Below are 25,828 nucleotides of genomic sequence, written 5' to 3'. Positions count from 1 at the left end.
GAGCCGGCCATGTCCGTCACACCCGCCGGGCCCGCCGAGTCGGGGCCGCTGCTCGACGTCCGGGACCTGCACGTCGAGTTCCACACCCGCGAGGGCGTCGCCCGGGCCGTCAACGGCGTCGACTACACCGTCTCCGCCGGTGAGACGCTCGCCGTCCTCGGCGAGTCCGGCTCCGGCAAGTCCGTCACCGCCCAGGCGGTCATGGGCATCCTCGACACGCCGCCCGGCCGGATCACGGGCGGCGAGATCGTCTTCAAGGGCCGCGACCTGCTCAAGCTGGGGGAGGACGAGCGGCGCGGGATCCGCGGCGCCGAGATGGCGATGATCTTCCAGGACGCCCTCTCCTCGCTCAACCCCGTGCTCAGCGTGGGCGACCAGCTCGGCGAGATGTTCACCGTCCACCAGGGCACGTCCCGCAAGGACGCGAGGCTGAAGGCGATCGAGCTGATGGACCGGGTGCGCATCCCGGCGGCGAAGGAGCGGGTCGGGCAGTACCCGCACCAGTTCTCCGGCGGTATGCGCCAGCGGATCATGATCGCGATGGCGCTGTCCCTGGAGCCGGACCTGATCATCGCCGACGAACCGACCACGGCGCTCGACGTGACGGTGCAGGCCCAGGTGATGGACCTGCTCGCCGAGCTCCAGCGCGACCTGAACATGGGACTGATCCTGATCACCCACGACCTCGGCGTCGTCGCCGACGTCGCCGACAAGATCGCGGTCATGTACGCGGGCCGGATCGTCGAGACCGCCCCCGTCCACGACATCTACAAGGCGCCCGCCCACCCGTACACCAAGGGCCTCCTGGAGTCGATCCCGCGCCTGGACCAGAAGGGCCGGGAGCTGTACGCGATCAAGGGTCTGCCGCCCAACCTGCTGGCCATCCCGCCCGGCTGCGCCTTCAACCCCCGCTGCCCGATGGCCCGCGACGTGTGCCGGACCGACGAACCGCCGCTGTACGAGGTGAACGAGGAGCGCCGCAGCGCGTGCCACTTCTGGGAGGCGACCCTCAATGGCTGAAGCGATCCTGGAGGTGCGCGACCTGGTCAAGCACTACCCGCTGACCCAGGGCATCCTCTTCAAGAAGCAGGTCGGCGCGGTGAAGGCGGTCGACGGGGTCGACATCGACCTCATGGCCGGCGAGACCCTCGGCATCGTCGGGGAGTCCGGCTGCGGGAAGTCGACCCTCGCCCGGATGCTGGTCCATCTGGAGCGGCCCACCGCGGGCGCCATCCGCTACAAGGGCGAGGACATCACCCAGCTGTCCGGGCGGGCGCTGAAGGCCGTGCGGCGCAACATCCAGATGGTGTTCCAGGACCCGTACACCTCGCTGAACCCCCGGATGACGGTCGGCGACATCATCGGGGAGCCCTACGAGATCCATCCCGAGGTCGCCCCGAAGGGCAGCCGGCGGAAGAAGGTGCAGGACCTGCTCGACGTGGTGGGGCTCAACCCCGAGTACATCAACCGCTATCCGCACCAGTTCTCCGGCGGTCAGCGCCAGCGCATCGGCATCGCCCGCGGCCTGGCCCTCCAGCCCGAGATCATCGTGGCCGACGAACCGGTCTCCGCGCTGGACGTCTCGGTGCAGGCGCAGGTCGTCAACCTGCTCGACCGGCTGCAGAACGAGTTCTCGCTCAGCTACGTCTTCATCGCCCACGACCTGTCGATCGTCCGGCACATCTCGGACCGGGTCGGCGTGATGTACCTCGGGCGGGTGGTGGAGATCGGCAGGGACGCGGAGATCTACGACCACCCGACCCACCCCTACACCCAGGCCCTGCTGTCGGCCGTGCCCGTGCCCGATCCCGAGGCGCGTGAGCACCGGGAGCGGATCATCCTCACCGGTGACGTGCCGTCCCCGACGAACATCCCGTCCGGGTGCCGCTTCCGGACCCGGTGCTGGAAGGCCCAGGAGCGGTGCGCGCAGGAGGTGCCGCTGCTGGCCGTCCCGGCGCATCTGCGGGGGGTGCCCGGGCCCGTCCAGCACCCGTCGGCGTGCCACTTCGCGGAGGAGCGCCATGTGGTGCCGGGCGGCGACGAGCCGGAGGAGGGCGGCACGGAAGCCGGCGGGGCGCCGGCGCCGGGCGGGTTCGATGGAGCCGATGGAGCCGATGGAGCCGATGGGTCCGGCGCCGGAGGTGAGGGCGGCGGCGGGTCCGGTGCCGGGGGCCCGGGTGGGTCCGGTGACGGTGGCGAGGGTGCCGGGGGCGGGTCGACGCGGTTCGAGCCGTCGTAGCCGTCGCCGTCCGACGGAAGGGTGCGAACCGGACATCCGGCGCGTTAACACACAGGCAACCTGACCGACCCGGTACCGATATACGGACGCGTCACGCTGAACAACGTACGGCCGTGCGGGTGCCGTTGGGCCGGACGGGATCCTGCCATGGGATCCCGTCCGGCCACCCGCGCGCAAGCGCTTCCTCCTGGGCCCGAGGTGGGCCCGAGGCGCCCTTGTCGGGTCAGCGGGGGCCGTGCACGATCGTGGATGTGACGCTTTCGCGGGGGGCCCGGATCACAGGTGCGGCGCTGGCCGCCCTGCTCGCACTGATGGTGGCGGCCTGGATCGCCAGGGATCTCGGCGACACCGGATCCGCCGCAGCGCTGTGGCGTTCCTGGACGGGCGGAGCCCCCGGCTTCGTCGCCGTGGCGCAGCCGGCGACCACGATCGTCGAACCCGCCCTGCTGCTGGTCTACGCCGCCGTCGCGGTGGCCGCGCTGCGCTCGCCGGTCGCCGCCGCCGCGCTGGTCGCCGCCGGTGTGCTGACCCTCGGCCTGCGGCTGCCCGCCCTGTGGGTGCTCACCGCCTCCTACATGGACCTCCAGGCCACCGACGCCGTGCGCACCCGCGCGCTCTACAGCGCTTTCGCCGCGCTCGCGCTCGGCACCGGGCTGCTCGTCACGGCCGCCGCCGGGCGAAGACCGGCCGGTGAGCGGCAGTTCACCCGGCAGGCGCCGGGTGCGGAGGCGCTGACGCCGACCCGGCCCGGCCGGGGGGCCGCCGTGACCGCCTTCCTGCTGCTCGGCACGTCCGCCGCGGTGGTGGTGGCCTGGCAGGCGCGCTGGGCCTGGCTGCTGGGCGCCGACGTCTGGCTCGATCTGCTCACCGGCGGCGACCGGGCGCCGGTGCGCCTGCTGGAGGTGCCGTCCGCCTGGCTCGCCCTGACGGTCGCCGCCCTCGCCCTGGTGGCCGCCGGCTGCGGCCTGGCGCGGGCCGTGCTCACCCGGCCGCTGGGCGCCGCCGTCGCGGTGCTGCTGGCCGCCGACGGCGCCGTGGGGGTGGCCCACGCCGTGCGCCAGGAGCTGTGGCGGTACCTCGGGGAACTGCCGCTCGAACGCCATCTGGTGACCGCCACCGCCCTGTTCGAGCTGGTCGGCGGTGCGGTGCTGCTCGCCGTGCTGCTGCGGCCGGGCGAGCCGGTGCCCGGCGGCGACGGCGCCCCGGGCGGCACGGCGCCGTCCGGCTACGGCTACCCGCCCGCCCGGGCGCCGGGTTACGGGTATCCGCCCGCGCGCCCCTCGTACGGCTATCCGCCCGCCCGGCCCGCGCCCGGCTACGGCTACCCGCCGCCCGACCCCTCCTCCGGCTTCGGCCCGCCGCCCTCGCCGCCGCCGCCCGCGTCGCCGCCGCCCGGCTGGTAGGTCTCCCGGCCCGGACCGCGGCCGTCAGCCGCGGTCCATGCCCAGCGAGCGCTTCAGGAAGTCCACCTGGAGCAGCAGCAGGTTCTCGGCGATCTGCTCCTGGGGCGTCATATGGGTCACCCCGGTCAGCGGCAGCACCTCGTGCGGGCGGCCCGCGGACAGCAGCGCCGACGACAGCCGCAGCGCGTGGGCCACGACCACGTTGTCGTCCGCCAGGCCGTGGACGATCATCATCGGCCGGTGCGGGGTCTCGGCCACCGTCAGCCCGTCGTCGCCGACCAGCGAGTTGGCCGTGTAGACCTCCGGCCGCTCGGCGGGGTCGCCCAGATAGCGCTCGGTGTAGTGGGTGTCGTAGAGCCGCAGGTCCGTGACGGGCGCGCCGACGACGGCCGCGTGGAAGACGTCCGGGCGCCGCAGGACGGCCATGCCCGCCAGATAGCCGCCGTAGGACCAGCCGCGGATCGCGACCCGGTCCAGGTCGAGGGGAAAGGATCCGGCCAGCGACCGGACCGCGTCGACCTGGTCGTCGAGGGTGAGGCCGAAGTCGCCCTTGATCGCCTTCTCCCAGCCGGGGGAGCGCCCCGGGGTGCCCCGGCCGTCCGCGACGACCACCGCGAAGCCCTGGTCGGCGAACCACTGGGAGGTCAGGTGCGCGTGGTGCGCGGCGAGCACCCGCTGGCCGTGCGGACCGCCGTACGGGTCCATCAGCACCGGCAGCGGTCTCCCGTCGTCCGCCGCCCGGTCCGAGGGCAGCAGCACCGCGCAGGGGATGCGGCGGGCGCCGGCCTCCACGAACCGCGGGCGGGCGGTGATCAGGGGCCGCTCCGCGTGCGAGGCGACCTCGGCGACGGTCCGGCCGCCGCGGAGCACGCGCACGGCCGTCCCGGCGGCGTCGAGGCCCGCCGACGCGAGGACGGTCACGTCCCCGCCGCGCACCGCCGAGTGCACCCCGGGCCCCTGCGAGAGGCGCTCCGCGCCGTGCGCCCCGACCCGGTACACATGGATCTCGCCCGTCTCCGGGGCCCCGGCCGCCTCGCCCGCGGAGGCCGAGACCAGGACGTCGCCGGCGCCGACGCCGAGCACCGCGCGGACATGGAGGTCCGGCCCGGTCAGCACCCGGTCGCCGACGGCCAGCACCCGGGCGCCGCTCTCGTCCGCGATGCGCACCAGACGTGCGCCGCCCGCGCCGCCGGACCCGGGATCCGGGGCCCAGGCCGGGACGCCGGGGAAAAGTTCCAGCCAGACGTCGTCCTCGTCGAGGTGGGCCACCCGCGTCCGGCCGGTGTCCGGGTCGACTTCGAGATACGCCTGGGTCCGCTGGTCGCGGGACTGCACGAGGAGCAGCGGCGGACCGTCGGGGGACCAGTGCACCCGGGCGAGGTAGGGGTGGGCGTCCCGGTCCCAGACGACCTCGGTGCGCGCCCCGTCCAGGGTGATCAGATGGAGGCCGACCTCGGCGTTGGGGGTGCCGGCCGCCGGATAGGCGACCCGGGCCGGCTCCCGGTCGGGGTGCGCCGGGTCGCTGATCCACCAGCGCCGCACCGCGCGGTCGTCGGCCCGGGCGACCAGCAGCCGGTCCGATTCCGGCGCCCACCAGTGGCCCCGCGAGCGCCCCATCTCCTCGGCGGCGACGAACTCGGCCAGGCCCCAGGAGACATGCTCGTCCTCCGGCTCGGCGAGCGCCCGGTCGCCGTCGCCCTCGGTGCCCGTCACCCGCAGCGCCCCGCCGGCGACATAGGCGACGTACCGGCCGTCGGGGGACGGGCGGGGGTCGATCACCGGTCCGGGCACGGGCAGTTCGCGGGCCGTGCCGGCCCGCAGCTCGGCGGTGAACAGCCGGCCCGACAGGGTGAACGCCGCCAGTTCCACGGCCCGGTCGACGGCGTAGCCGACGATCCCCGCGGAGCCCTCGCGGCTCCGCTCGCGCCGTGCCTTCTCCTCGGCGGACAGCTCCTCGTCCGCCCCTTGGAGAAGTTCACCCGGATCGGCGGCGATCCGTTCGCGGGGCACCGCCCCGCCGAGGTCGAGCACCCGGAGCAGACCGGAGCGTTCCGTGCCGGAGGACGAGCGCAGGAACACCACGCGTGCGCCGTCCGGCGAGACGGTGAAGGCCCGGGGCGCCCCCAGGGTGAAGCGCTGGGTCCGCGCCGACTGACGCGGGAAGGAGAGCTGCTGCGTCGCTGTCATGGGGCGAACCTATGGCACGGGCAAGGCCGTTGTGCGCCCCCGTGTGCTGCCGTGCACCGACCGATGCGTGGGTACGGATAGTTATGATCCGTAGCGCAAGGTGGGTATGAACCTACCGGCACATGCAACTGGACCGTCCCCGTCGAATATCTGTGGAGGTGAACCGCCGTGGCACTCTCGATTTCGGCGGTGGTGCTGCTGGCGATCGTCGTCTTCCTGCTGATCCGGAAATCCGGGTTGAAGGGTGGACACGCGGTGGTCTGCATGTTGCTCGGGTTCTACCTCGCCAGCTCGTCGATCGCGCCGACCATCAGCGAGCTGACCAGCAACGTGGCGGGCATGATCGGGGGGCTCAAGTTCTAGCCCCCTCTCGTCCGGATCACCGCGCGCCCCCGGGCCGGGGCCGTGTCCGGGGCCGTCCCGCCCCGCTCGCGGACCCGCCCCGCGGACGGACGCCGGCACTTTGCGGACACTCGGGGGGCCGCGCGTTCTAGGCTGTGCCGTATGAAGGATCTCCCCGCCCGTCGTCTGCTCCTGGTGCACGCACACCCGGACGACGAGTCGATCACCAACGGCGCCACGATGGCGCTGTACGCGGCAGCCGGTACCCACGTCACTCTGGTGACCTGCACGCTCGGGGAGGAGGGCGAGGTCATCCCCGCCGGCCTCGCCCATCTGGCACCCGACCGCGAGGACCGCCTGGGGCCGTACCGCGCCGGCGAACTGGCCGACGCGATGAAGGAGCTGGGCGTCACCGACCACCGCTTCCTGGGCGGGCAGGGCCGGTTCCGCGACTCCGGCATGATGGGCCTCCCGCAGAACCACCGCGAGGGCGCGTTCTGGGGCACCGACGTGGACGAGGCCGCCGCCGAGCTGGTCGAGGTCATCCGGTCGGTCCGCCCGCAGGTGCTCGTCACCTACGACCCCCGCGGGGGATACGGGCACCCGGACCACATCCAGGCCCACCGGGTCGCCATGCGTGCCGCGGACCTCGCCGGTGAGCGCGCCTACCGGCGCGACCTGGGCGACCCGCACACCGTCGACAAGATCTACTGGACCCGGGTCCCGCGGTCGCTCGCCGAGGAGGGCTTCGCCCGGCTGCGGGCCACCGCGGCAGGGGACTTCCCGGGAATCGCGGACATCGCCGACATCCCGGGTGTGGTGGACGACGAGCTGATCACCGCCGAGATCGACGGCACCGCCTACGCGGAGCAGAAGGCCGCCGCGATGCGGGCGCACGTCACCCAGATCGCCGTGAACGGGCCCTTCTTCGCGCTCTCCAACGACCTCGGCCAGCCCCTCTTCACCACCGAGTGCTACCAGTTGGCCGTCGGCGTGTCCGGCGCCGCGCCCGGTGAGCGCGAGCACGACCTGTTCGCCGGGATCGTCCCGGCGAGCGGGAACGGCGGCGCGAGGCGGGCCGCCGGGGCGGCTCCGGGCGGCGTACGTGAGGGAGTCGGGGAGATTTCGGGAGGCGCCGCATGAGCGGGCCGTCCGCGCCGGGCTCCTTCCTCACCGGGACGCCGAAGCCCGCCCGCATCGCCGCCTACGTCCTGCTCGCCGCCCTGGGGGCGCTCGTCGGCGTCGCCGGTTCGCTCGTCCAAGCCGGCTTCTTCCCGGGCGGGTTGGCCCTCGCGCTGCTGGCCTCGGGGGCGGTCTTCGCCGCCGGGCGGCGGGCCACCGGCACCCAGCTCGGTGCCGCGTTCCCGGCCGCCGGATGGCTGCTCGCCGTGGTGGTGCTCAGCATCGGCAGACCCGAGGGCGACGCCGTGTTCGCCTCCGGGATCGGACCGCTGGTCTTCATGCTCGGGGGTACGGCGGTGGCTGTGATGTGTGCCACCATGTCGCGGCCGCGGCAACCGGACGGCGGCCCCGGCCGACTTGGCCGGTAAGGACCTGTGGGTCCGGCCCGCCGGACCCCCGCCGTGCGGGCGTTGTGGCCGGTCCACGGCGTCGTGCGCGCGCACGGCCCGCGGACGGGCCGGGTGCGTGGCCGAACTGGCCGCGCCCGTACGGTGCGCCGGTGGACCGCGGGGGCCGCTTCGGGCGGTCCCGGGGTGTCGGTCCGTGGCGGACAGTATGGTGGTGCGCGCCGCCGAGCCGCCCGCAGCAGCAGCTGTCCAGTAAGAACGGGCGGCGACGCCAACCGGGAGAACCTGCTTTGAGTCGTGAAACTGACAGTTCGTCCGCCGGCCCCCAGGGGCGCGGTGGAGCCGCGTACCCCTCGGGCACACCGCCGTACGGATCACGCCAGTATCCGTCGCTGCATCCGACGCAGGACGCTCCGGACGACGCCGCGGGAGCGGCGCCCGAGCGGCAGGCCGAGGAGCCCAGGACCGAGACCACACTGACGACCCGCATCCGGATCAACATCCCCGGTTCGCGGCCGATCCCGCCCGTCGTCATGCGCACGCCGATGAGCGACACCGACGCCGGCACCAGGCCCCCGGCGTCCGGCGGCCCGTCCGGCGGCGCCCCCGCGCCCGGCGGATCCGAGAGCGAGCGCACGGGCAGCGTGCCGCGTCCGGCGGCGCCCGCCGAGGACGACGGACGGCCCGGCGCCCCCGCGCCCGAGGAGAAGCCCGCCCGCGCGGCCGCCGCGGCCGCCGCACCGGCCCCGACGCCGCCCCCGCCGCGGCCCCGCCGCAGCAGGGCGGCCCCGGCGGGCCCGTTCCCGGCGGCCAGGGCGGTCCGGCGGCGTCCGGCTTCGCCCCCGGCGGCCAGGGCGGCCCCGCGGGCCAGGGCGGTCCGGCCGGGGCCGGTTTCGCCCCCGGCGGCCAGCCGGCGTCCGGCCTGTCGGCGCTCGTCGACGAGACCCCCGCCGCCGGGCTGCCGACCCGGCCCCCGGGCGGCGGCCCCGACCGCTCGCGCCAGGGCGACGGCTTCGCCCCGGGCCGCGGGACGCCGCCGCTCGGTGTGCGCCCGCCCGGCCCGGACCAGGGCCCCGCGGGGCCGACGTCCGGCCCGGTCACCGGCGACATGCCGCTGGGCCCCGGCCCCGGCGGGCCGGCCGGTCCGCCCCGGATGTCCGACGACACCGCCGTCCTCACCCCGCAGAAGCCCGCGCCCGAGCCCGGTGGCGGCCATGTCTCCGGTGACACGCTCACCAGCGGCATCCCGGTCGTCCCGAGCGAGAGCCGCTCGCCGTTCGCCCCGCCCGGACCGGGCAGGCCCGGCCCGGCCGCCGGCGGGCCCGGCGCCGACTTCGCCGACCCGGACTTCCCGGCGGCCCCGGCGCGGGCCCCGCGGCCGCCGCGCCCGCGCCCGAGCCGCCCCCGCCCCGCGGCGGCCCGGCCCGCCCGCAAGGGCCGGTCCAAGCTGGTGCTGGCGGGCGTGGGCGTGTTCGGCCTGCTCGGCGTCGCGTACGGCGCCGGGCTGCTGCTGAACCACTCCGACGTGCCGAAGAGCACCACCGTCCTCGGCGTCGACATCGGCGGCGGGACCCGTGACGAGGCGGTCAACAAGCTCGACGCGGCCTTCGGCAAGCGTGCCGCGGCCCCGCTCCAGCTCGCCGTGGGCGGCGAGAAGACCGAACTCGCCCCCGACAAGGCCGGGCTCTCGCTGGACAGCCAGGCCACCGTCCGCGGGGCCGCGGGCAGCGACTACAACCCGGTGTCGGTGATCGGCTCCCTCTTCGGGGGCGAGCGCGTCGCGCAGCCGGTGATCGTCGTCGACGAGGAGAAGCTGGGCGTCGCCCTCTCCGACCTCGCGGGCACCGCGGGTTCGGCCTCCGACGGCACCATCCGCTTCGAGCCGGGCAAGGCCGTCGCCGTCCCCGGCAAGCCGGGGGAGTCGCTGGACGTCGCCCGTTCGATGACCACGGTCAAGGACGCCTACCGCGCCCAGGTGGAGACCGGCAAGCCGAACGTCGTCACGCTGCCGGTCGGGACCAGGGAGCCCACGATCAGCCAGGCGGAGATCGACCGGGCCATGAAGGACTTCGCGGAGCCCGCGATGTCCGGCCTGATCACGATCAAGGCGGGCGGCAAGGAGATCCAGTTCGGTCCGGCGAAGTCCCTGCCGAAGATCCTGTCGATGAAGCCGGTCGACGGGAAGCTGGTGGAGTACTACGACAAGGCCGCGATCGAGCAGCTCCTCGAAGGCGTCTTCGACGGCATCATGATCACCAAGGGTGACGGCAAGCAGCACGAGGTCTCCGCGGACGACGTCGCCCAGGCGATGGGACCGGCGCTGCGCGGCAAGACGCCCGCGGAGCGCACCGCGGTCATCCCGCTCGACCCGAGCTGACCGCCCCCAAGGACGCCGAACCCCCGCCCGGGCCACCCGGGCGGGGGTTCCGCCGTTCCGGCGGGCCGCCACGGTGAGCTCCGGCTGCCCGCGCGCCGGGCCCGCGCGGGGCGCGGAGCCCGTTTGCGGCGCCGGCGCCCGGGTGGGGTCGCGGGGGCCGGGCCGGGGTGGGGTCGTGGGGTGCGCGTCCGTGCGGGGGTGCCGGTTCCCCGGCCCGGCGACGGCAGCTTCGGCGCCGCTGCGTGCCCGTGCTCGCGGGCCCCGCTCCGGGGATGGTCTCGCCAGCGGCGCCCGCGCGGGGGTGCCGGTTCCCCGGCGGGTCAGTTCAGCATCGCGCGGGCGGCGCGGGCGCGGCCGCGGACCAGGTCGGCGGTGGTGGGCTCGACCGCCGAGACGACCTCGGCGTAGGCGTCCATCTCCGCCGCGCCCTCGGTGAACGCGCCGCGCTGGACGAGGAGCTGGGCGCGCTCGTAGCGCAGCCTGGCCGGGTGGGAGGGCAGCAGGAGCAGCAGGTCGAGGGCCCACAGGGCCACCTCGGAGCGCTCCGGGCGGGGCGCGGCCCAGGCGCGGATGTTGTTCAGCACGCGGGAGACGACCGCGAGCGGGTCCGCAGGCCTGAGCATCGAGGGGCTCGGCGGCGACCCGGTGGCCCCGGTCACGAGCAGTTCGGTGTCCTCGGCCGAGAGCAGCCGGCCCGCGTGGAACGGGTCCGCGAGGACCAGCGCGTCCGGCTCGCCGAAGCCGACGACGAAGTGGCCGGGCAGCGCCACCCCGTACACCTGGCCGCCCGCCCTGCGGGCGACCTCCGTCCACACGACGGAGAGCAGGATCGGCAGCCCGCGCCGCCGCCGCAGCACCTCGTGGAGCAGCGACGACTCCAGCCGCCGGTAGTCCACCGGGGTGCCGTGGAAGCCCTCCCGGCCGCCCAGCAGGTCCCCGAGGGCCCGCGCCCACATGTGCGGCCCGGTCAGGCCGTAGGGGAGCATCCCGGCGAGGCGGTCCAGTTCGATCTGGGCGGCGTCGATGCCGTCGTCGTCCAGGCCGGGGTCCGCCTCGGTGCCGAGGAGCAGACAGAGCGTCGCCAGGTCGGGTCGGGGGGAGCGGGCCTCGTCGGCGAACCGCTGCCGCCACTCGGACCGCGGGGGCTCGTGGTGCATGTTCCTCTCGTACCCGTCTAGACGGCGCGGAAGTGGTGGTAGTGGTGATGGACCGCGAAGCCCATGCCCGCGTACAGCTCGCGCGCCGGCGCGTTGTCCGACTCCACCTGGAGCCAGGCGGCCGAGGCGCCCTCGTCCAGCGCCCGGCGGGCGAGCGCCGCCATCACGGCCGTGGCGAGCCCCCGGCGCCGGTGCGCGGGATCCACCTCGACGGCCATGAAGCCCGCCCAGCGGCCGTCCACCACGCAGCGCCCGATCGCCGCGGGCGCCTGAGCCGGGGCGCCGGGCTCCGGCGGCGGGGCGGGCACGGTCGCGAACAGCACCGAGGGGCCCGCGGTGAGCACGGCCCGCACCTGCGGGCCCGGTTCCGAGGAGCGCTGGTAGCGGCGCGTCCAGGAGTCGTCGGGGGCCCGGCCGACGCGCACGCGGGCGTCGTCGTCCGTCAGGTCGGCCACCGGCGCGAGCGCCCCGGTCCACACCTCGGCCGACACCTCCCGGAGCCAGCCTCGTGCGGCGAGCGCCGCGCCGAGTTCCTCCTGGGTGCCCGCCGCGCCGGTCGCGATCTGCAACCGGGCGGGCAGTCCGCGCTCCGCGTACCAGCCGCGCACCCGGTCCAGCGCCTCGTCGAGCGGCATCCCCGGATCGCCCAGCGGGAGAACCGAGTTGGCGCGCCGGGTGAAGCCGCCCGCCGCCCGCAGCTCCCAGTCGCCGAGCCGTTCGCTCTCCACCGGCTGCCAGGCTCGGGCGGTGACCCGGGCCAGCTCCGTGAAGCCCGCCGACGGCCCGCGCCGCCGGGCCGGTTCGGCCGGCACCTCCTTGCCCGCCACCAGCGAGGCTTCCGGTATGCGGACGCTCTCCCCGGTCCGGCGTGTGATCAGCAGCACACCGTCCGTCCAGGATGTGAGAACGCCGACCGTGTCGGTGAACTTCGCGCCGGGCGCACCGGAGGGGACCGCCGACCGGACCGACACTCGTTTGCCCACGTCAGCCGGTGTCACCCGGACCTCCAGCCGTGCTGCGGCAGTGAATTCCACGGTTCTGCCCGCCCCTCCTGTTCGGATCGTCCCCGAGAACGGAGATACTAGGTGCGGGCATCGACGACGCCGCGCTCCCGCGCAAGCCAGCCCTTACCGAGGAGGAACGACAGCGTGACCTACGTCATCGCGCAGCCTTGTGTCGACGTCAAGGACAAGGCGTGCATCGAGGAGTGCCCCGTCGACTGCATCTACGAGGGCTCCCGGTCCTTGTACATCCACCCGGACGAATGCGTCGACTGCGGTGCTTGTGAGCCGGTCTGCCCGGTGGAGGCCATCTTCTACGAGGACGACACCCCGGACGAGTGGAAGGACTACTACAAGGCGAACGTCGAGTTCTTCGACGAGCTCGGTTCGCCCGGTGGCGCCTCCAAGCTGGGCCTGATCGAGCGGGACCACCCCTTCGTGGCCGCCCTGCCGCCGCAGAACGGCTGATCCGGCCCGGCCGGTCCCGTCCTTCGCGTTTCCCCCGGTCCCGTACGGCTCGTCGTCCGTACGGGACCGCGGTGTTCAGCACGACGTACGCAGAAAGTGAGCTCCGCAGTGGCCGCAGTCTCTTCGCGCCTTCCCGTCTTCCCCTGGGACAAGCTCGAGCCGTACAAGGCGACGGCCGCCGCCCACGCCGACGGCATCGTGGACCTCTCCGTCGGCACGCCCGTCGACCCGGTGCCCGCGCTGATCCGCCAGGCCCTGGTGGAGGCGGCGGACTCGCCCGGCTACCCGACCGTGTGGGGCACGCCCGCGCTGCGGGACGCGCTCACGGGCTGGATCACGCGCAGGCTCGGCGCCGTCGGCGTCACCCACCGCAACGTGCTGCCCGTCGTCGGCTCCAAGGAGCTGGTGGCCTGGCTGCCGACCCAGCTCGGTCTGGGCGCGGGCGACCGGGTCGCGTACCCCCGGCTCGCCTACCCCACGTACGAGGTGGGCGCCCGGCTGGCCGGCGCCGAGCCCGTGGTCTACGACGACCCGACCGAGCTCGACCCGGCCGGACTGAAGCTGCTGTGGCTCAACTCGCCCTCCAACCCGACCGGCGAGGTGCTCCCCAAGGACGAGCTGATCCGGATCGTGGCCTGGGCCCGCGAGCACGGGGTGCTGGTCTTCAGCGACGAGTGCTACCTGGAGCTGGGCTGGGAGGCCGATCCCGTCTCCGTGCTCCACCCGGACGTGTGCGGCGGCACGTACGAGGGCGTCGTCGCGGTCCACTCCCTCTCCAAGCGCTCGAACCTGGCGGGCTACCGCGCCGCGTTCGTGGCCGGTGACGAGGCGGTGCTGGGCGAGCTGCTCCTGATCCGCAAGCACGGCGGCATGATGACCCCCGCGCCGGTGCAGGCGGCCACCGTCGCCGCCCTCGGCGACGACGCGCACGTCGGCGAGCAGCGGGCCCGGTACGCGGCGCGCAGGGCGGCGCTGCGCACGGCGCTGGAGGCGCACGGCTTCCGGATCGAGCACAGCGAGGCGAGCCTCTATCTGTGGGCGACCCGTGACGAGCCGTGCTGGGAGACGGTCGCCCACCTCGCGGAGCTCGGCATCCTGGTCGCCCCCGGGGACTTCTACGGGGAGGCCGGGGCCCGTTTCGTGCGGGTGGCCTTCACGGCGACCGACGAGCGGGTCGAGGCGGCGGTCAAGCGCCTCGGCTGACCGGGCCCCCGCCCCTGCGGGGGCGACGGCACGCGACAGGGCCCGGGAGCAGGCGCTCCCGGGCCCTGTCGCGTGGGTGCGGCCGTCAGCCGCCGAGCGGGAGGCCGCCGCCGAGCGCGCCGGTGGCGCCGCCGGTCAGGGCGTCGGTCGGCAGGCCGCCCTTGGTCGCGCCGCCGACCAGGCCGCCGGCCTCGCCCGCCGTGTCGCCCGCGGCCTTCTTGGCGGCCGGAGTGGCCTTCTCGGCCGTCTTGCCGACGGCGGGCGCGGCCTTCTCGGCGGTCTTGCCGCCGACCTGGCCGGCCACCTTGGTGGTCTCCTTCGAGACCCCGTCGACCGTGCCGTCGACGTTCGCGGTGTCGAGGGCGGAGAGGCCGCCGACGGGGGTCTGGGGGAGGGTCGCGGCCCCCGCGGAGCCGGCCGCTCCGACCACGGGAGCTGCTCCCGCCGCGATGATCAGCGCGGCACGGGCGATCCGACGGGTCAGGGGGAGGGACATGATGCTCCTTGAAGCGAGAGGACGTTCGGACGGGGGAGTGGTGCTGCCCGCTGTACGGACGTCCTGACAACCGGCCGGAGGGCGGGGGAAGTTGCGGCCCGGCGAGGTAAAGAATTGGTAACGCGTCGCATTATCGGTTTCATCCCGAAGGGGGCCGACGGGTCGGTGCCCGACCAGGTGATGAACCGTCACTACTCAAGTGCCGCAAGGGATCGCGCGCGCCGAGCCATGCCGTGGACGGGCTCTCGCCGGCGCTCGCAGCCGACGACCGGAACAACACGTTCGAGTGTCGTGGCGCCCTAGTGTGCGATCCGGATGCGGACGTCGCCGCCGTCACCGGATCCGGCGTCCCTGGTCCGCCAGCCCTCGACGGACCGCTCCACGCTCCACACCCGGTCCCCGTACGCGACCTCCGTGATGCGCAGCGCCTCCGCACGGGCCATCGCCCAGTGCGCCAGCTCCCAGCCGCGCCGGTCCGCCCGGCCGCCGCCCGACTCCCGTGCCGAGGCCACCGGCACCGCGAGGACCGACGACGCGGTACCGCCCGCCGTGCCCCGGGCGGCCCCGCCGGGCAGCACCTCCGCCCCGAAGGCGCGCACCAGTTCCGACCGCACCTTCGCCGGGTCGCCCGCGCCGCCGCCGGGCCGCACCGAGCAGGTCAGCGTCGCCGACGCGCCGCCCGTGAGCGCCGCCGCCAGCAGGGTGGCATCCGGCTCGTGCTTGGCGTACGCCTGGGGGAAGCCGCTGCGCTGCACCTTCTGGGCGGCGACGGTGAGCGGCAGCCGGGAGTAGCCCGGGACCTCGGCGAGGTGCTCGTAGAACTTCCCGGCCGAGTAGACCGGGTCCATGATCTCCTGCGGGGTGCCCCAGCCCTGCGAGGGCCGCTGCTGGAACAGGCCGAGCGAGTCCCGGTCGCCGTAGTCGATGTTGCGCAGCGCCGACTCCTGGAGGGCCGTCGCCAGCGCGATGGTGACGGCGCGCTGCGGCATGCCCCGGGTGGTGCCCACGGCCGAGATCGTGGCCGCGTTGTCGGCCTGCTCGGGGGTCATCTCGTAGGAGGAGCCGCCGTCCTCCGACGTCCGCACCACGCACCGCGGCGCTCCGCCGCCCCCGGTGACGTACTGCACGACGACGTACCCGGCGATACCCAGCAGCACCAGCAGCGCGGCCGTGAAACGCAGGAAGCGGCCGCGCCGGACGGGGGAGGCGTTCTCGGACACGCCCCACACGGTACTGGAGGGCCGCCGCGGCACCCTCCGGCGGCCCGGCCGTGCCCTCCCGGCCACCGGGCGGCGCGCAGCCCGGCCGCCCGTCGCCGGAGGGGAAGCCATAGGGTCTGGGCCATGTCCGACACCGCGCTCGACCTCACCCTCGACGGCCCGGCGCTGACCGCCGCGCTGGTCGACTTCCGCTCGGTCAGCGGCGAGGAGAAGCCCCTCGCCGACGCCATCGAGCAGGCACTGCGGGGCCTTCCCCACCTCACCGTCGACCGGTACGGCAACAACGTCGTCGCGCGCACCCGGCTCGGCCGCGCCGAGCGGGTCGTCCTCGCCGGGCACATCGACACCGTCCCGATCGCGGACAACGTGCCCTCGCGCCTGGACGGCGACGGTGTCCTGTGGGGCTGCGGGACCAGCGACATGAAGTCCGGCGTGGCCGTCCAGCTCCGCATCGCGGCCACGGTCCCCGAGCCCAACCGCGACCTCACCTTCGCCTTCTACGACAACGAGGAGGTCGCCGCCCACCTCAACGGCCTCGGGCACGTCGCGGAGGCACACCCGGACTGGCTCGCGGGCGACTTCGCCGTGCTGCTGGAGCCGTCGAACGGCCAGGTGGAGGGCGGCTGCCAGGGCACCCTGCGGGTCCATCTGAAGCTGACCGGCGAGCGCGCCCACTCCGCGCGGAGCTGGATGGGCTCCAACGCCGTCCACGCCGCCGGCCCGGTCCTGGCCCGCCTCGCCGCGTACGAACCGCGCCGGCCCGTCATCGACAGCCTGGAGTACCGGGAGGGCCTCAACGCGGTCGGCATCGAGGGCGGCGTGGCGACCAACGTCATCCCCGACGCCTGCACGGTCGTCGTCAACTACCGCTACGCGCCCGACCGCACCATGGCCGAGGCCGAGGCCCATGTGCGCGAGGTCTTCGCCGGCTGCGGGGTGAGCGAGATCGTGGTCGACGACCACACGGGCGGGGCGCTGCCCGGCCTCTCCCACCCGGCGGCGGCCGCCTTCATGGAGGCCGTCGGCGGCACCGCGCAGCCGAAGTTCGGCTGGACCGACGTCTCGCGCTTCAGCGCCCTCGGCGTCCCGGCCGTCAACTACGGCCCGGGCGACCCCCTCTACGCCCACAAGCGGGACGAGCACGTCCATGTGGACCTGATCACCCGGTGCGAGGAGCGCCTGCGGAACTGGCTCACCACCTGAGGGCGGGCCCGCCACGGTCCCCGGCGCCCGGCGGGCGCGCCGGGGACCGGTGACGGACGACACAACGGCACCCCGCCGATCGCCCGGATTTCGCCATTCGTCACCTTCGGCGACCTACCCTTGCCGGACACGTGATGTTGTACGGCGGAGGGAGCAGGTCATGAGCAGCAACTCCGAGGGTCTTCGTGCGTTGGAGGAGCAGCGACTGGGACCGGTACTGCGCCGCAGGGACCAGGTGCAGCCGGGGACGACGGACCAGCGGCTGCTGGACAGCGAGGGCGACTCGCAGTGGGTGCACACCGACCCCTGGCGGGTCATGCGCATCCAGTCGGAGTTCGTGGAGGGCTTCGGCGCGCTCGCCGAACTTCCCAGCGCCATCAGCGTCTTCGGCTCGGCCCGCACCAAGCCGGGCAGCCCCGAGTACGAGACGGGCGTGCGGCTCGGCCGGGCCCTCGTCGACGCGGGCTTCGCCGTCATCACCGGCGGCGGGCCCGGCGCGATGGAGGCGGCGAACAAGGGGGCCCGGGAGGCGAAGGGCATCTCGGTCGGCCTCGGCATCGAGCTGCCCTTCGAGCAGGGCATCAACCAGCACGTCGACATCGGCGTGAACTTCCGCTACTTCTTCGTGCGGAAGACGATGTTCGTGAAGTACGCGCAGGGCTTCGTCGTGCTGCCCGGCGGGCTCGGCACCCTGGACGAGCTCTTCGAGGCGCTCACCCTCGTCCAGACCCGCAAGGTCACCCGCTTCCCGATCGTGCTCTTCGGCACCGAGTACTGGAGCGGCCTGGTGGACTGGCTGCGCGACACCGTGGTCGCCCAGGGCAAGGCGTCCGAGCACGATCTGCTGCTCTTCCACGTCACCGACGACGTGGAAGAGGCGGTCAACATGGTGACCAAGGAGACCGGCCGCTAGGCGTCGCGCGCCGGGCGGGGTTCGCGGGAGGCGGGTCCGGGGCCCGTCTCCTCGGCGACCGTCGGAGGCCGCCGCTTCTTCGTGCGGAAGACGACGCTCGTGAAGTACGCGCAGGGCTTCGCCGCCCCCCCCGGCGGGCACGGCGCTCCCGCCGGGGCGGTCTCAGGCCAGGCCCCGGCGGGCGACCTTCGGCGGCCGGTGGCCCGCGATCGAGGCGACCATGTCCAGCACCTGCCGGGTCTCCGCCACCTCGTGCACCCGGTAGACCCGGGCGCCGAGCCAGGCGGAGACCGCGGTGGTCGCCAGCGTCCCGAGGACCCGCTCCTTGACCGGCCGGTCCAGCGTCTCGCCGACGAAGTCCTTGTTCGACAGGGACACCAGCACCGGCCACCCCGTGCGGGTCATCTCGTCCAAGCGGCGGGTGGCCTCCAGGCTGTGCCGGGTGTTCTTCCCGAAGTCGTGACCGGGGTCGATCATGATCGCGTCCCGGCGGACGCCGAGTTCCGCCGCCCGCTCGGCCAGCCCCACGGTGACCCGCAGGATGTCCGCCATCACGTCGTCGTAGACGACCCGGTGGGGACGGGTCCGCGGCTCGGCGCCGCCCGCATGGGTGCACACCAGCCCCGCCCCGTACCGCGCGGCCACCTCCGCGAGCTTCGGGTCCACTCCGCCCCAGGCGTCGTTGAGCACATCGGCCCCGGCCTCGCAGACCGCCTCGCCGACCTCGTGCCGCCAGGTGTCGACGCTGATCACCACGTCCGGGTGGCGGCGGCGGACCTCGGCCACGAAGCCGACCGTGCGCCGCACCTCCTCCTCGGCGCTCACCTCGTCGCCCGGCCCGGCCTTCACCCCGCCGATGTCGATGATGGCCGCGCCCTCGGCGACGGCCTGCTCGACCCGGGCCAGCGCCGGCTCGTCGAGGAACGTCGCCCCCTGGTCGTAGAAGGAGTCGGGGGTCCGGTTCACGATCGCCATGATCACCGGCTCGTGCGTGGCGAACTCACGCCGTCCCAGCCGCAGCATCCGCAGTTTCCTCCTCGGGTCGTCCGCCTGCGACCCTACTGTCCGTCGTCCGTGGCACGATCGGCACGGGACGGTTTCCACCCGGGTGCGCCCGGGTCTTCCGGGGAGAGGGTCGCTCGTGTTCTTTTTCTTGCTGATCACGATGGTCGTGGTGGTCGCCGCGGTCACGCTCGCCGTGATCGGGGGCACCGACAGCACGGCCCTGCCCGACGCGGCGCCCGAGCGGCTCGTCGACCCGCTGCCCGCGCACCGCCCCGTCGCGCGGGCCGACATCGACGCGCTGCGCCTGCCCGTCACCCCGCGCGGATACCGCATGGAGGACGTGGACGACGTGCTCGACCGGCTGAGCGCGGAGCTCGCCGAGCGGGACGCCAGGATCGCCGAGCTGGAGTCGGCGCTGGCCGGCGCCCAGGCCACCGCGGTCGCCCGGCCCGACCTGTTCACCAAGCCCGGCGAGTCCGCCGGGCCCGCCGGGCCCGCCGAGGAGCGGGACCGATGAGCACCGGTGCCGTCCCCGGCCCGGACGGCCGGCTGCGCTGCCCCTGGGGCCTGTCCACCGAGGACTACACGGCCTACCACGACGAGGAGTGGGGCCGCCCCGTCCACGGCGACGACGCGCTCTTCGAGCGGCTCTGCCTGGAGGCCTTCCAGTCCGGGCTCTCCTGGATCACGATCCTGCGCCGCCGGGAGGGCTTCCGCACCGCCTTCGCCGGCTTCTCCATCGCCGCCGTGGCCCGTTTCACCGCGGCCGACGCGGCCCGGCTGCTCGCCGACGAGGGCATCATCCGCAACCGCGCCAAGATCGACGCGACCCTGGCGAACGCCCGGGTGCTCGCCGAGTGGCCGGCCGGCGACCTCGACGAGCTGATCTGGTCGTACGCCCCGGAGCGGAAGGGCCGCCCCGTCCCGAAGACCCTCGCCGACGTGCCGGCCGTCACCGACGAGTCGACGGCGCTGTCCAAGGAGCTGAAGAAGCGCGGCCTGCGCTTCATCGGTCCGACGACGGCCTACGCGCTGATGCAGGCCTGCGGCCTGGTGGACGACCACCTCGACGGCTGCGTCGCCCGCCGCGCCTGACCCGCGCCCGGCGGGCACGCGGCGGTCCGCTGCCGCCCGGCCGGCTGCCGCCCGGTCCGCGCCCGCCCCGGCGGGCTCCCGGCCGGCGCGGGCGGGGCCGGGTGCGGGTGCGGCGGGGCGCCGGGTGCTCAGCGCCCGAGGTAGCGCGGGGGCTGCTTCGCGAGGAAGGCCTTCACGGCGATCGCGTGGTCCTCGGAGGAGCCGGCCCGCGCCTGGAGCTCCTCCTCCTTGTCGAGCGCCTCGTCCAGCGAGTGGTCCGCCCCGTACGCCAGGGACTCCTTCAGCGCCGCGTACGCCACGGTCGGGCCCTCGGCCAGCGCCCGGGCGGTCTTCAGCGCCTCGGCCGCCAGCTCGGCGGCCGGCACGAGACGGTTCGCGATGCCCCAGTCGTAGGCCTCCTGGGCGGAGAACGAGCGCGGGAAGAGCAGCAGGTCGGCCGCCCTGCTCGGCCCGACCAGCCGGGGGAGCGTCCAGGAGACGCCCGAGTCGGCGGTCAGGGCCACCCCGGCGAACGACGTCGTGAAGGAGGCGGTGTCGGCGACGATCCGGTAGTCGGCGGCGAGCGCGAAGCCCAGCCCGGCGCCCGCGGCCACCCCGTTCACCCCGGCCACCACGGGCTTCGCCATCCCGGTGAGCGCCCGCACGACCGGGTTGTAGTGCTCGCGCACGGTGCTCATCACACCGCCCGAGCCGGACTGCTCGGCCGCCGCCAGCAGCGAGACGTGCTCCTTGAGGTCCTGGCCGACACAGAACGCCTTGCCCGTCGCCGTCAGCAGCACCGCCCGGACGGCCGAGTCGTCGGCGGCGGCCCGCGCCGCGTCCCGCAGGGCTTCCTTGGCGGCGACGTTCATGGCGTTCATCGCCTCGGGCCGGTTGATCGTGATCGTCGCGAGTCCGTCGGTCACGTCGTACAGCACGGCGTCGGCCATGGCGGGTCCCCTTTGCGGTTCTGACGGCAGTGTCGGGGCCCAGCATGACGGAGATCACCGCACACCGACCGGCGCGCCCGTGTGAGCTGCGTCAAACATTCCTCGTCACGGTCGTGCCCGGCGGGCGCGAAGTATCGCAGGCGGATCCCCGAATTGGGTGGTTTTGCGCGAGCGCGTTGCGCAAGCGATGCCGACTGATGTTGGTCTTTGGGTCCCGCCATGCGGGATAATGGCCTGGAAGCAATGTGTTCGATGCCGGTGACACTGCACCTGTCTTGGGGCCGCCGGCTGGCGTGAGCTGGTTTCAGGAAGGGGAACGAGCATGGCGGCCATGAAGCCGCGGACGGGTGACGGCCCGCTCGAGGTGACAAAGGAGGGGCGGGGCATCGTCATGCGCGTTCCGCTCGAAGGCGGCGGTCGGCTCGTCGTCGAGCTGACTCCGGACGAAGCCGATGCATTGGGCGACGCCCTGAAGAAGGTCGTCGGCTGACACATCCTGATCTCCCCACTGCCCCGGTCCGCGCCGCAGCGCCCGGGGCAGTGGTGTTCCCGCGGGCGCTCCCGCAGGTCCGCGGAGCCGGACCGGTCCGGCCCGCCGCGCCGGGTCAGCCCCGGCGCACCGCGCAGAGCAGCCCGTCGCCCACCGGGAGCAGGGCCGGCAGCAGCACCGAGCTCTCGCGCACGGCCCGCAGCAGCTCCCGCACCCGGAGCACCTCGGCCGGCTGGGCCGCCGAGTCGACCGTGCGGCCGTCGGCGAAGACGCCCTCGAAGCAGACCAGGCCACCCGGACGCAGCAGGCGCAACGATTCAGCAAGGTAGTCCAGCGACTCGGTGCGGTCGCCGTCGCAGAAGACCAGGTCGTACCCGCCGTCCGCGAGCCTCGGCAGCACGTCGAGCGCGCCCCCGGGGATGAAGCGGGCCCGGTTGCCGGCGAAACCCGCCGCGCGGAACGCCTCCCGCGCGAACTGCTGGCGCTCCGGTTCCAGGTCGACCGTGGTCAGCACGCCGTCGGGCCGCATGCCCTGGAGCAGGTAGATCCCGGAGACACCGGTGCCGGTGCCGATCTCGGCGACGGCCTTCGCGTCGACGGTCGCGGCCAGCAGACGCAGCGCGGAGCCGGTGCCGGGCGACACCGAGGGCAGCCCTGCCTCCCGGGCCCGGTCGCGGGCCCAGTGCAGAGCGTCGTCCTCGGCGACAAAGGCGTCGGCGAACGCCCAGCTCGTCTGCCGGTTGGCGGTAATGACCCTCTCCTGTCCCCGTAGTTGGCGCGACGCTGACTGTATCCGCTGCGCCCGGGAACCCGCAGATGGGACCGGGCGTTGTGAAGGACGGGGACGGACGGGGATCGGGCCGGTGGCCGGATCCCAAATCCACGTAAAGATTCTTATCCGGAGCTAACGGGCGAGGTGGCTATGGTAGGGGCTCCGCTGGACACCACCAGAGCTGACAGGGGAGGTGCGGCTGCACCTGCGGATCGGGGAGGAGTGCTGAGGCGCCTTCTCAGGTCGGCGGGTGAGCCCAAATCCGTGACCAAGAACGCTGACCGTTCCGTGCCATCCGACTCCGTCACCACCGCGACCTTCGCATCGGATGCGGAATCGCAGGCGTGGACCCCTCCCACCTGGGAGGAGATCGTCAGCATGCACAGCGCCCGGGTGTACCGCCTGGCCTATCGCCTCACGGGCAACCAGCACGACGCCGAGGACCTCACCCAGGAGGTCTTCGTCCGTGTCTTCCGCTCGCTGTCGACGTACACGCCCGGCACCTTCGAGGGCTGGCTGCACCGCATCACCACCAACCTCTTCCTCGACATGGTGCGCCGCAAGCAGCGCATCCGCTTCGACGCCCTCGGCGACGACGCGGCCGAGCGCCTGCCCAGCCGCGAGCCCTCCCCGCAGCAGGTCTTCAACGACACCCACTTCGACGCGGACGTCCAGCAGGCGCTGGACACCCTCGCGCCGGAGTTCCGTGCCGCCGTCGTGCTGTGCGACATCGAGGGCCTGTCCTACGAGGAGATCGCCGCCACCCTGGGCGTGAAGCTGGGCACCGTCCGCAGCCGTATCCACCGTGGCCGCTCCCACCTGCGCAAGGCGCTCCAGCACCGGTCCCCCCAGGCGCGCGCCGAGCAGCGCACGCCCGCCGTCGCGGTCTCTCTCGCCGGGGAGGGCGGACTGGCGTGAACGGCACAGGTCCGACTCCGGCGGAACAGCATCTGGGGGACAGGCTCGCCGCGCTCGTCGACGGGGAGCTGGGGCACGACGCACGGGACCGGGTGCTGGCGCACCTGGCCACCTGTCACAAGTGCAAGGCCGAGGCGGACGCCCAGCGCCGCCTGAAGAGCGTGTTCGCGCAGTCCGCGCCGCCGCCGCTGTCCGAGGGACTGCTCGCGCGGCTCCAGGGGCTGCCCGCGGAGCCCGGGGGCGACGCCCCGCAGGGCCCCTTCGGCGGGCGCCCGGCCGACACCGTCTTCGGAGCCCTGACCCCGTCCGCGGAACATCCCCGCGAACGGCGCGGGGAGACCTTCGGGTACGTCCCCGGGGGGTCGCACGCCGCGGCCCTGCCCGGAGCGGGCGGCGGGTTCCGCATTCACGAGGTCGGCCGCGCGGAGGCTGAGCGGTCGCCGTGGCGCGGCAGACGCTTCGCGTTCGCCGCGGCGAGCGCGGTGTCCTTCGCCGCCATCGCCCTCGGCGGCTCGGTACCGGTCGACTTCTCCGGCGAGACGAGCTCGCGCGGCCAGAACGGCGGCAACAAGGTCTCGCCCGCCCGCACCGTCCCCGGTACGGGCGTGTCCACCGGCGCCTCGCAGGGCGGCTCGACGGCCGTCCGGGCGAGCGAGGGCGACCGGCGCCGCGGGGGAGGCAGGGCCGACAGCGGCCCGGCGTCCGCCGTCGCCCCGACCGCGCCGCCCGCCGTGCCGGCCGGGACGCCTCCGTTCACGGTGTCGATCCTGATGTACGACTCGGCCGCGCTGCCCCCGCTCATACGGCCCGCCGGTCCCACCCTCCAGCTCGCTTCGGCCTCCGTGCTGCCGCCCGCCGTCACACCGCAGCACACCGCCACGGCACCCGCCGTACCGGCCACGGCCGCGGCCTCCATGCCGCGGACCTCCCCGCTGACGCCACTGCGCTGACCGGGCCGGCGCCACGGCGCCGACCGGAAGCCATGCGGTGCCCTGCGCACGGAATCGCAAACCTGGTTGAATCCTGGGTGCGTGCCCGCGCGGGCACCGCGGAGAGCGGCAGTTTGCGGGGAGAGCATGGACGACGGGAAGCCCACGGGACCGAAGGCGAAGTGGTGGAGCCGGCCCGGCGCGCCACGCACCCCCGAGCCGGCCGCGGCCCCGGCCGCCGACCCGGCGCCCGCTCCCGCTCCGGGCGACGCCCACCCGGCCGTCCCCGCCCCGGCCGACGCCCACCCGGCAGCCGCCGGTCCGGCTCCGGCCGACGCGCCCGCCCCGCACCCCGAGCCCGTGCGGCCGCCGCCGCCCCGCAGCCGGAGCCCGCGGCCCGGCCGGTTCCGCTGCACGACCCGGACCCGTACAGCACCCCGCCCTACGGCGGCCCCGGCCCGTGGGCGCCCGCGCCTCCGGTGCAGCGTCCGGTGGCCACCCCAGCGCACGGCACGGCGGTCCCCCCGCAGTACACGGCCCCGCAGCCGGCGCCCGCGCAGCCGATGGCCCCGCAGCCGGCGGCGGCGCCCCCGCAGGCGTCCGCCCCGCAGCCGCCGCACCCGGCCGTGCCCCACCCGCACGCGCAGCCGCACCCTCAGCCGCACGCCGAGCCCCAGCCCCAGATCCACCCGCACGCGCAGCCGCACCCGGTGGACGAGCGGCCGCAGCCGCTGAACTCCGTGTGGCTCCAGTACGACCCCTGGAGCGCGCCCGGCGGTCCGCTGACGGCCGCCGGTGAGCCCCCGGCCCGCAAGCGCCGCCGCGGCTCCCTGCTGGTCGGCGCCCTGGTGATCGCCCTCGTGGCGGGCGGCGCGGGCGGTGCGATCGGCGTCTACGCGGAGCGCAACGGAGGCATCACCCAGCTCGAACTGCCGCAGGCGGAGAGCGAGTCGAGGGACCGGGCGCCCGACAGCGTGGCCGGCATCGCGGCCAGCGCGCTGCCGAGCGTCGTCACGCTCCACGTCAGCGGCGGGGGCGAGCAGGGCACCGGCACCGGCTTCGTGCTGGACCGCAAGGGCCACATCCTCACCAACAACCATGTGGTCGACCCGGCGGGCGAGTCGGGCGACATCACGATCACCTTCAGCGGCGGCGAGACGGCCGAGGCCACCCTGGTCGGCAAGGACAGCGGCTACGACCTGGCCGTCGTCAAGGTCACCGGGGTGTCCGGCCTCAAGCCGCTGCCCCTCGGCAACTCCGACGACGTGCGGGTCGGCGACCCGGTCGTCGCCATCGGGGCCCCCTTCGACCTCCAGAACACGGTCACCGCGGGCATCATCAGCGCCAAGGAGCGGCCCATCACGGCCGGCGGCGAGAAGGGCGACGGCAGCGACGTCAGCTATGTCGACGCGCTCCAGACCGACGCCCCGATAAACCCCGGCAACTCCGGCGGGCCGCTGGTGGACGCCAAGGCCCGGGTGATCGGCATCAACAGCGCCATCAGGGCCGCCGACACCGGGGCCGGCGCGGACGGCGGCCAGGCCGGTTCGATCGGCCTCGGCTTCGCGATCCCGATCAACCAGGGCAAGCGGGTCGCCGAGGAGCTGATCAACACCGGCAAGGCCACCCACCCCGTGATCGGCGTCAGCCTGGACATGAAGTTCGCCGGGGACGGCGCCCGCGTCGGCGACAAGGGCAAGGACGACACCCCCGCGGTCACCCCCGGCGGCCCGGCCGCCGCGGCGGGGATCAAGCCGGGGGACGTGATCACCGAGGTCGACGGCCAGCGGGTGCACAGCGGCGAGGAGCTGATCGTCAAGATCCGCGCCCACCGCCCCGGGGACCGGCTGGAGCTCACCGTGACCCGCGGCGGCGACGAGCGGAAGGTGACACTGACCCTGGGGTCGGCGGACAGTTCATGACCATCTGCGTGCCGCCCGGCAGGTACCGGA

Annotated in this window: 23 protein-coding genes and 2 pseudogenes; 17 read left to right on the top strand and 8 right to left on the bottom strand. The window is 74.6% G+C overall.

Translation table 11 applies throughout. The features are described 5' to 3' along the window. Positions 1 to 9 precede the first annotated feature (9 nt). The 3 genes from JE024_RS12520 (at position 10) to JE024_RS12510 (ending at position 3,642) form a co-directional block, all read left to right on the top strand. Positions 10 to 1,020, top strand: coding sequence for an ABC transporter ATP-binding protein (locus JE024_RS12520; RefSeq protein WP_205373658.1), 1,011 nt, complete (start codon positions 10 to 12; stop codon positions 1,018 to 1,020). Beyond that, a complete protein-coding gene (locus JE024_RS12515; RefSeq protein WP_205373657.1) occupies positions 1,013 to 2,239 on the top strand; it encodes an ABC transporter ATP-binding protein in 1,227 nt (408 codons plus the stop codon). Before JE024_RS12520 ends, JE024_RS12515 begins: the two co-directional genes overlap by 8 nt. A gap of 251 nt (positions 2,240 to 2,490) precedes the next feature. Further along, positions 2,491 to 3,642 carry a hypothetical protein gene (locus JE024_RS12510; RefSeq protein ID WP_205373656.1) on the top strand — a complete coding sequence of 384 codons (1,152 nt, stop codon included), beginning with the start codon at positions 2,491 to 2,493 and terminating at the stop codon, positions 3,640 to 3,642. Positions 3,643 to 3,666: 24 nt separating this feature from the next. On the opposite strand, the gene JE024_RS12505 is transcribed toward JE024_RS12510, so the two are convergent. After that, the gene (locus JE024_RS12505; protein ID WP_205373655.1) at positions 3,667 to 5,829 is read right to left on the bottom strand and encodes a prolyl oligopeptidase family serine peptidase; all 2,163 of its coding nucleotides are present in this window, start codon (positions 5,827 to 5,829) and stop codon (positions 3,667 to 3,669) included. Between the two features lie 168 nt (positions 5,830 to 5,997). On the opposite strand from JE024_RS12505, the gene JE024_RS12500 reads away from it, so the two are divergent. The 4 genes from JE024_RS12500 (at position 5,998) to JE024_RS42275 (ending at position 10,077) form a co-directional block, all read left to right on the top strand. After that, complete coding sequence (locus JE024_RS12500) at positions 5,998 to 6,192, top strand: hypothetical protein (protein WP_187742231.1); 195 nt, start codon at positions 5,998 to 6,000, stop codon at positions 6,190 to 6,192. Positions 6,193 to 6,333: 141 nt separating this feature from the next. Beyond that, positions 6,334 to 7,314, top strand: coding sequence for an N-acetyl-1-D-myo-inositol-2-amino-2-deoxy-alpha-D-glucopyranoside deacetylase (gene mshB / locus JE024_RS12495; protein WP_205373654.1), 981 nt, complete (start codon positions 6,334 to 6,336; stop codon positions 7,312 to 7,314). Continuing rightward, entirely contained in the window at positions 7,311 to 7,721 is a 411-nt protein-coding gene (locus JE024_RS12490) for a DUF6113 family protein (protein WP_205373653.1), read from the top strand. The genes mshB and JE024_RS12490 overlap by 4 nt, the downstream gene beginning before the upstream one ends. 1,132 nt (positions 7,722 to 8,853) lie before the next feature. After that, complete coding sequence (locus tag JE024_RS42275; RefSeq protein WP_372449797.1) at positions 8,854 to 10,077, top strand: hypothetical protein; 1,224 nt, start codon at positions 8,854 to 8,856, stop codon at positions 10,075 to 10,077. 320 nt (positions 10,078 to 10,397) lie between these two features. On the opposite strand, the gene JE024_RS12480 is transcribed toward JE024_RS42275, so the two are convergent. After that, complete coding sequence (locus JE024_RS12480; RefSeq protein WP_205373652.1) at positions 10,398 to 11,234, bottom strand: transglutaminase family protein; 837 nt, start codon at positions 11,232 to 11,234, stop codon at positions 10,398 to 10,400. A 17-nt stretch (positions 11,235 to 11,251) separates the two neighbouring features. Then, entirely contained in the window at positions 11,252 to 12,268 is a 1,017-nt protein-coding gene (locus JE024_RS12475; protein WP_205373651.1) for a GNAT family N-acetyltransferase, read from the bottom strand. Between the two features lie 114 nt (positions 12,269 to 12,382). On the opposite strand from JE024_RS12475, the gene fdxA reads away from it, so the two are divergent. Together fdxA and JE024_RS12465 are read left to right on the top strand one after the other, a co-directional pair. Next, a complete protein-coding gene (fdxA, locus tag JE024_RS12470; protein WP_105869511.1) occupies positions 12,383 to 12,703 on the top strand; it encodes a ferredoxin in 321 nt (106 codons plus the stop codon). A gap of 108 nt (positions 12,704 to 12,811) precedes the next feature. After that, positions 12,812 to 13,906 carry a bifunctional succinyldiaminopimelate transaminase/glutamate-prephenate aminotransferase gene (locus JE024_RS12465; protein ID WP_205373650.1) on the top strand — a complete coding sequence of 365 codons (1,095 nt, stop codon included), beginning with the start codon at positions 12,812 to 12,814 and terminating at the stop codon, positions 13,904 to 13,906. Positions 13,907 to 13,991: 85 nt separating this feature from the next. Here the strand turns inward: JE024_RS12465 and JE024_RS12460 are convergent, their stop codons facing one another. Beyond that, positions 13,992 to 14,402 (bottom strand): ATP-binding protein, encoded by a 411-nt coding sequence (locus JE024_RS12460; protein ID WP_205373649.1) that lies wholly within the window; start codon positions 14,400 to 14,402, stop codon positions 13,992 to 13,994. A 299-nt stretch (positions 14,403 to 14,701) separates the two neighbouring features. Continuing rightward, positions 14,702 to 15,622: a VldE C-terminal domain-containing protein gene (locus JE024_RS12455; RefSeq protein ID WP_244882798.1), complete on the bottom strand. Its 921-nt coding sequence runs from the start codon at positions 15,620 to 15,622 to the stop codon at positions 14,702 to 14,704. A 123-nt stretch (positions 15,623 to 15,745) separates the two neighbouring features. Here JE024_RS12455 and dapE point away from each other — a divergent pair, with 123 nt between their 5' ends. Together dapE and JE024_RS12445 are read left to right on the top strand one after the other, a co-directional pair. Then, positions 15,746 to 16,825, top strand: a complete 1,080-nt coding sequence (gene dapE, locus JE024_RS12450) for a succinyl-diaminopimelate desuccinylase (RefSeq protein WP_205373647.1) — start codon at positions 15,746 to 15,748, stop codon at positions 16,823 to 16,825. 160 nt (positions 16,826 to 16,985) lie between these two features. Beyond that, positions 16,986 to 17,738 carry an LOG family protein gene (locus JE024_RS12445; protein WP_205373646.1) on the top strand — a complete coding sequence of 251 codons (753 nt, stop codon included), beginning with the start codon at positions 16,986 to 16,988 and terminating at the stop codon, positions 17,736 to 17,738. A gap of 162 nt (positions 17,739 to 17,900) precedes the next feature. Here the strand turns inward: JE024_RS12445 and folP are convergent, their stop codons facing one another. Beyond that, positions 17,901 to 18,761, bottom strand: coding sequence for a dihydropteroate synthase (gene folP, locus JE024_RS12440; protein WP_205373645.1), 861 nt, complete (start codon positions 18,759 to 18,761; stop codon positions 17,901 to 17,903). Positions 18,762 to 18,879: 118 nt separating this feature from the next. Between folP and JE024_RS12435 the strand changes: the two genes are divergently transcribed. Further along, a complete protein-coding gene (locus JE024_RS12435; protein WP_205373644.1) occupies positions 18,880 to 19,260 on the top strand; it encodes a DivIVA domain-containing protein in 381 nt (126 codons plus the stop codon). Next, complete coding sequence (locus JE024_RS12430; RefSeq protein ID WP_205373643.1) at positions 19,257 to 19,838, top strand: DNA-3-methyladenine glycosylase I; 582 nt, start codon at positions 19,257 to 19,259, stop codon at positions 19,836 to 19,838. The genes JE024_RS12435 and JE024_RS12430 overlap by 4 nt, the downstream gene beginning before the upstream one ends. Positions 19,839 to 19,966: 128 nt before the next feature. On the opposite strand, the gene chcB is transcribed toward JE024_RS12430, so the two are convergent. After that, the gene (gene chcB, locus JE024_RS12425) at positions 19,967 to 20,767 is read right to left on the bottom strand and encodes a 2-cyclohexenylcarbonyl CoA isomerase (RefSeq protein WP_205373642.1); all 801 of its coding nucleotides are present in this window, start codon (positions 20,765 to 20,767) and stop codon (positions 19,967 to 19,969) included. 322 nt (positions 20,768 to 21,089) lie between these two features. Here chcB and JE024_RS12420 point away from each other — a divergent pair, with 322 nt between their 5' ends. Next, positions 21,090 to 21,257 (top strand): DUF3117 domain-containing protein, encoded by a 168-nt coding sequence (locus JE024_RS12420; RefSeq protein ID WP_003966491.1) that lies wholly within the window; start codon positions 21,090 to 21,092, stop codon positions 21,255 to 21,257. A 115-nt stretch (positions 21,258 to 21,372) separates the two neighbouring features. Here JE024_RS12420 and JE024_RS12415 read toward each other — a convergent pair. Then, a pseudogene (locus JE024_RS12415) lies at positions 21,373 to 22,075 on the bottom strand (O-methyltransferase). Positions 22,076 to 22,179: 104 nt separating this feature from the next. On the opposite strand from JE024_RS12415, the gene sigE reads away from it, so the two are divergent. The 3 genes and pseudogenes from sigE to JE024_RS12400 all read left to right on the top strand — a co-directional run bounded on the left by sigE (position 22,180) and on the right by JE024_RS12400 (position 25,798). Beyond that, a complete protein-coding gene (gene sigE / locus JE024_RS12410) occupies positions 22,180 to 22,947 on the top strand; it encodes an RNA polymerase sigma factor SigE (RefSeq protein WP_205373641.1) in 768 nt (255 codons plus the stop codon). Continuing rightward, positions 22,944 to 23,897, top strand: coding sequence for an anti-sigma factor family protein (locus JE024_RS12405; RefSeq protein WP_205373640.1), 954 nt, complete (start codon positions 22,944 to 22,946; stop codon positions 23,895 to 23,897). The genes sigE and JE024_RS12405 overlap by 4 nt, the downstream gene beginning before the upstream one ends. A 126-nt stretch (positions 23,898 to 24,023) precedes the next feature. Next, positions 24,024 to 25,798 (top strand): annotated as a pseudogene (locus tag JE024_RS12400) (S1C family serine protease). Positions 25,799 to 25,828 lie beyond the last annotated feature (30 nt).

It is taken from the genome of Streptomyces zhihengii (assembly GCF_016919245.1).
GTDB lineage: Bacteria > Actinomycetota > Actinomycetes > Streptomycetales > Streptomycetaceae > Streptomyces > Streptomyces zhihengii.
The sequence above is the reverse complement of the archived record's forward strand: the minus strand, read 5'-3'. Positions and strand labels throughout refer to the sequence as shown.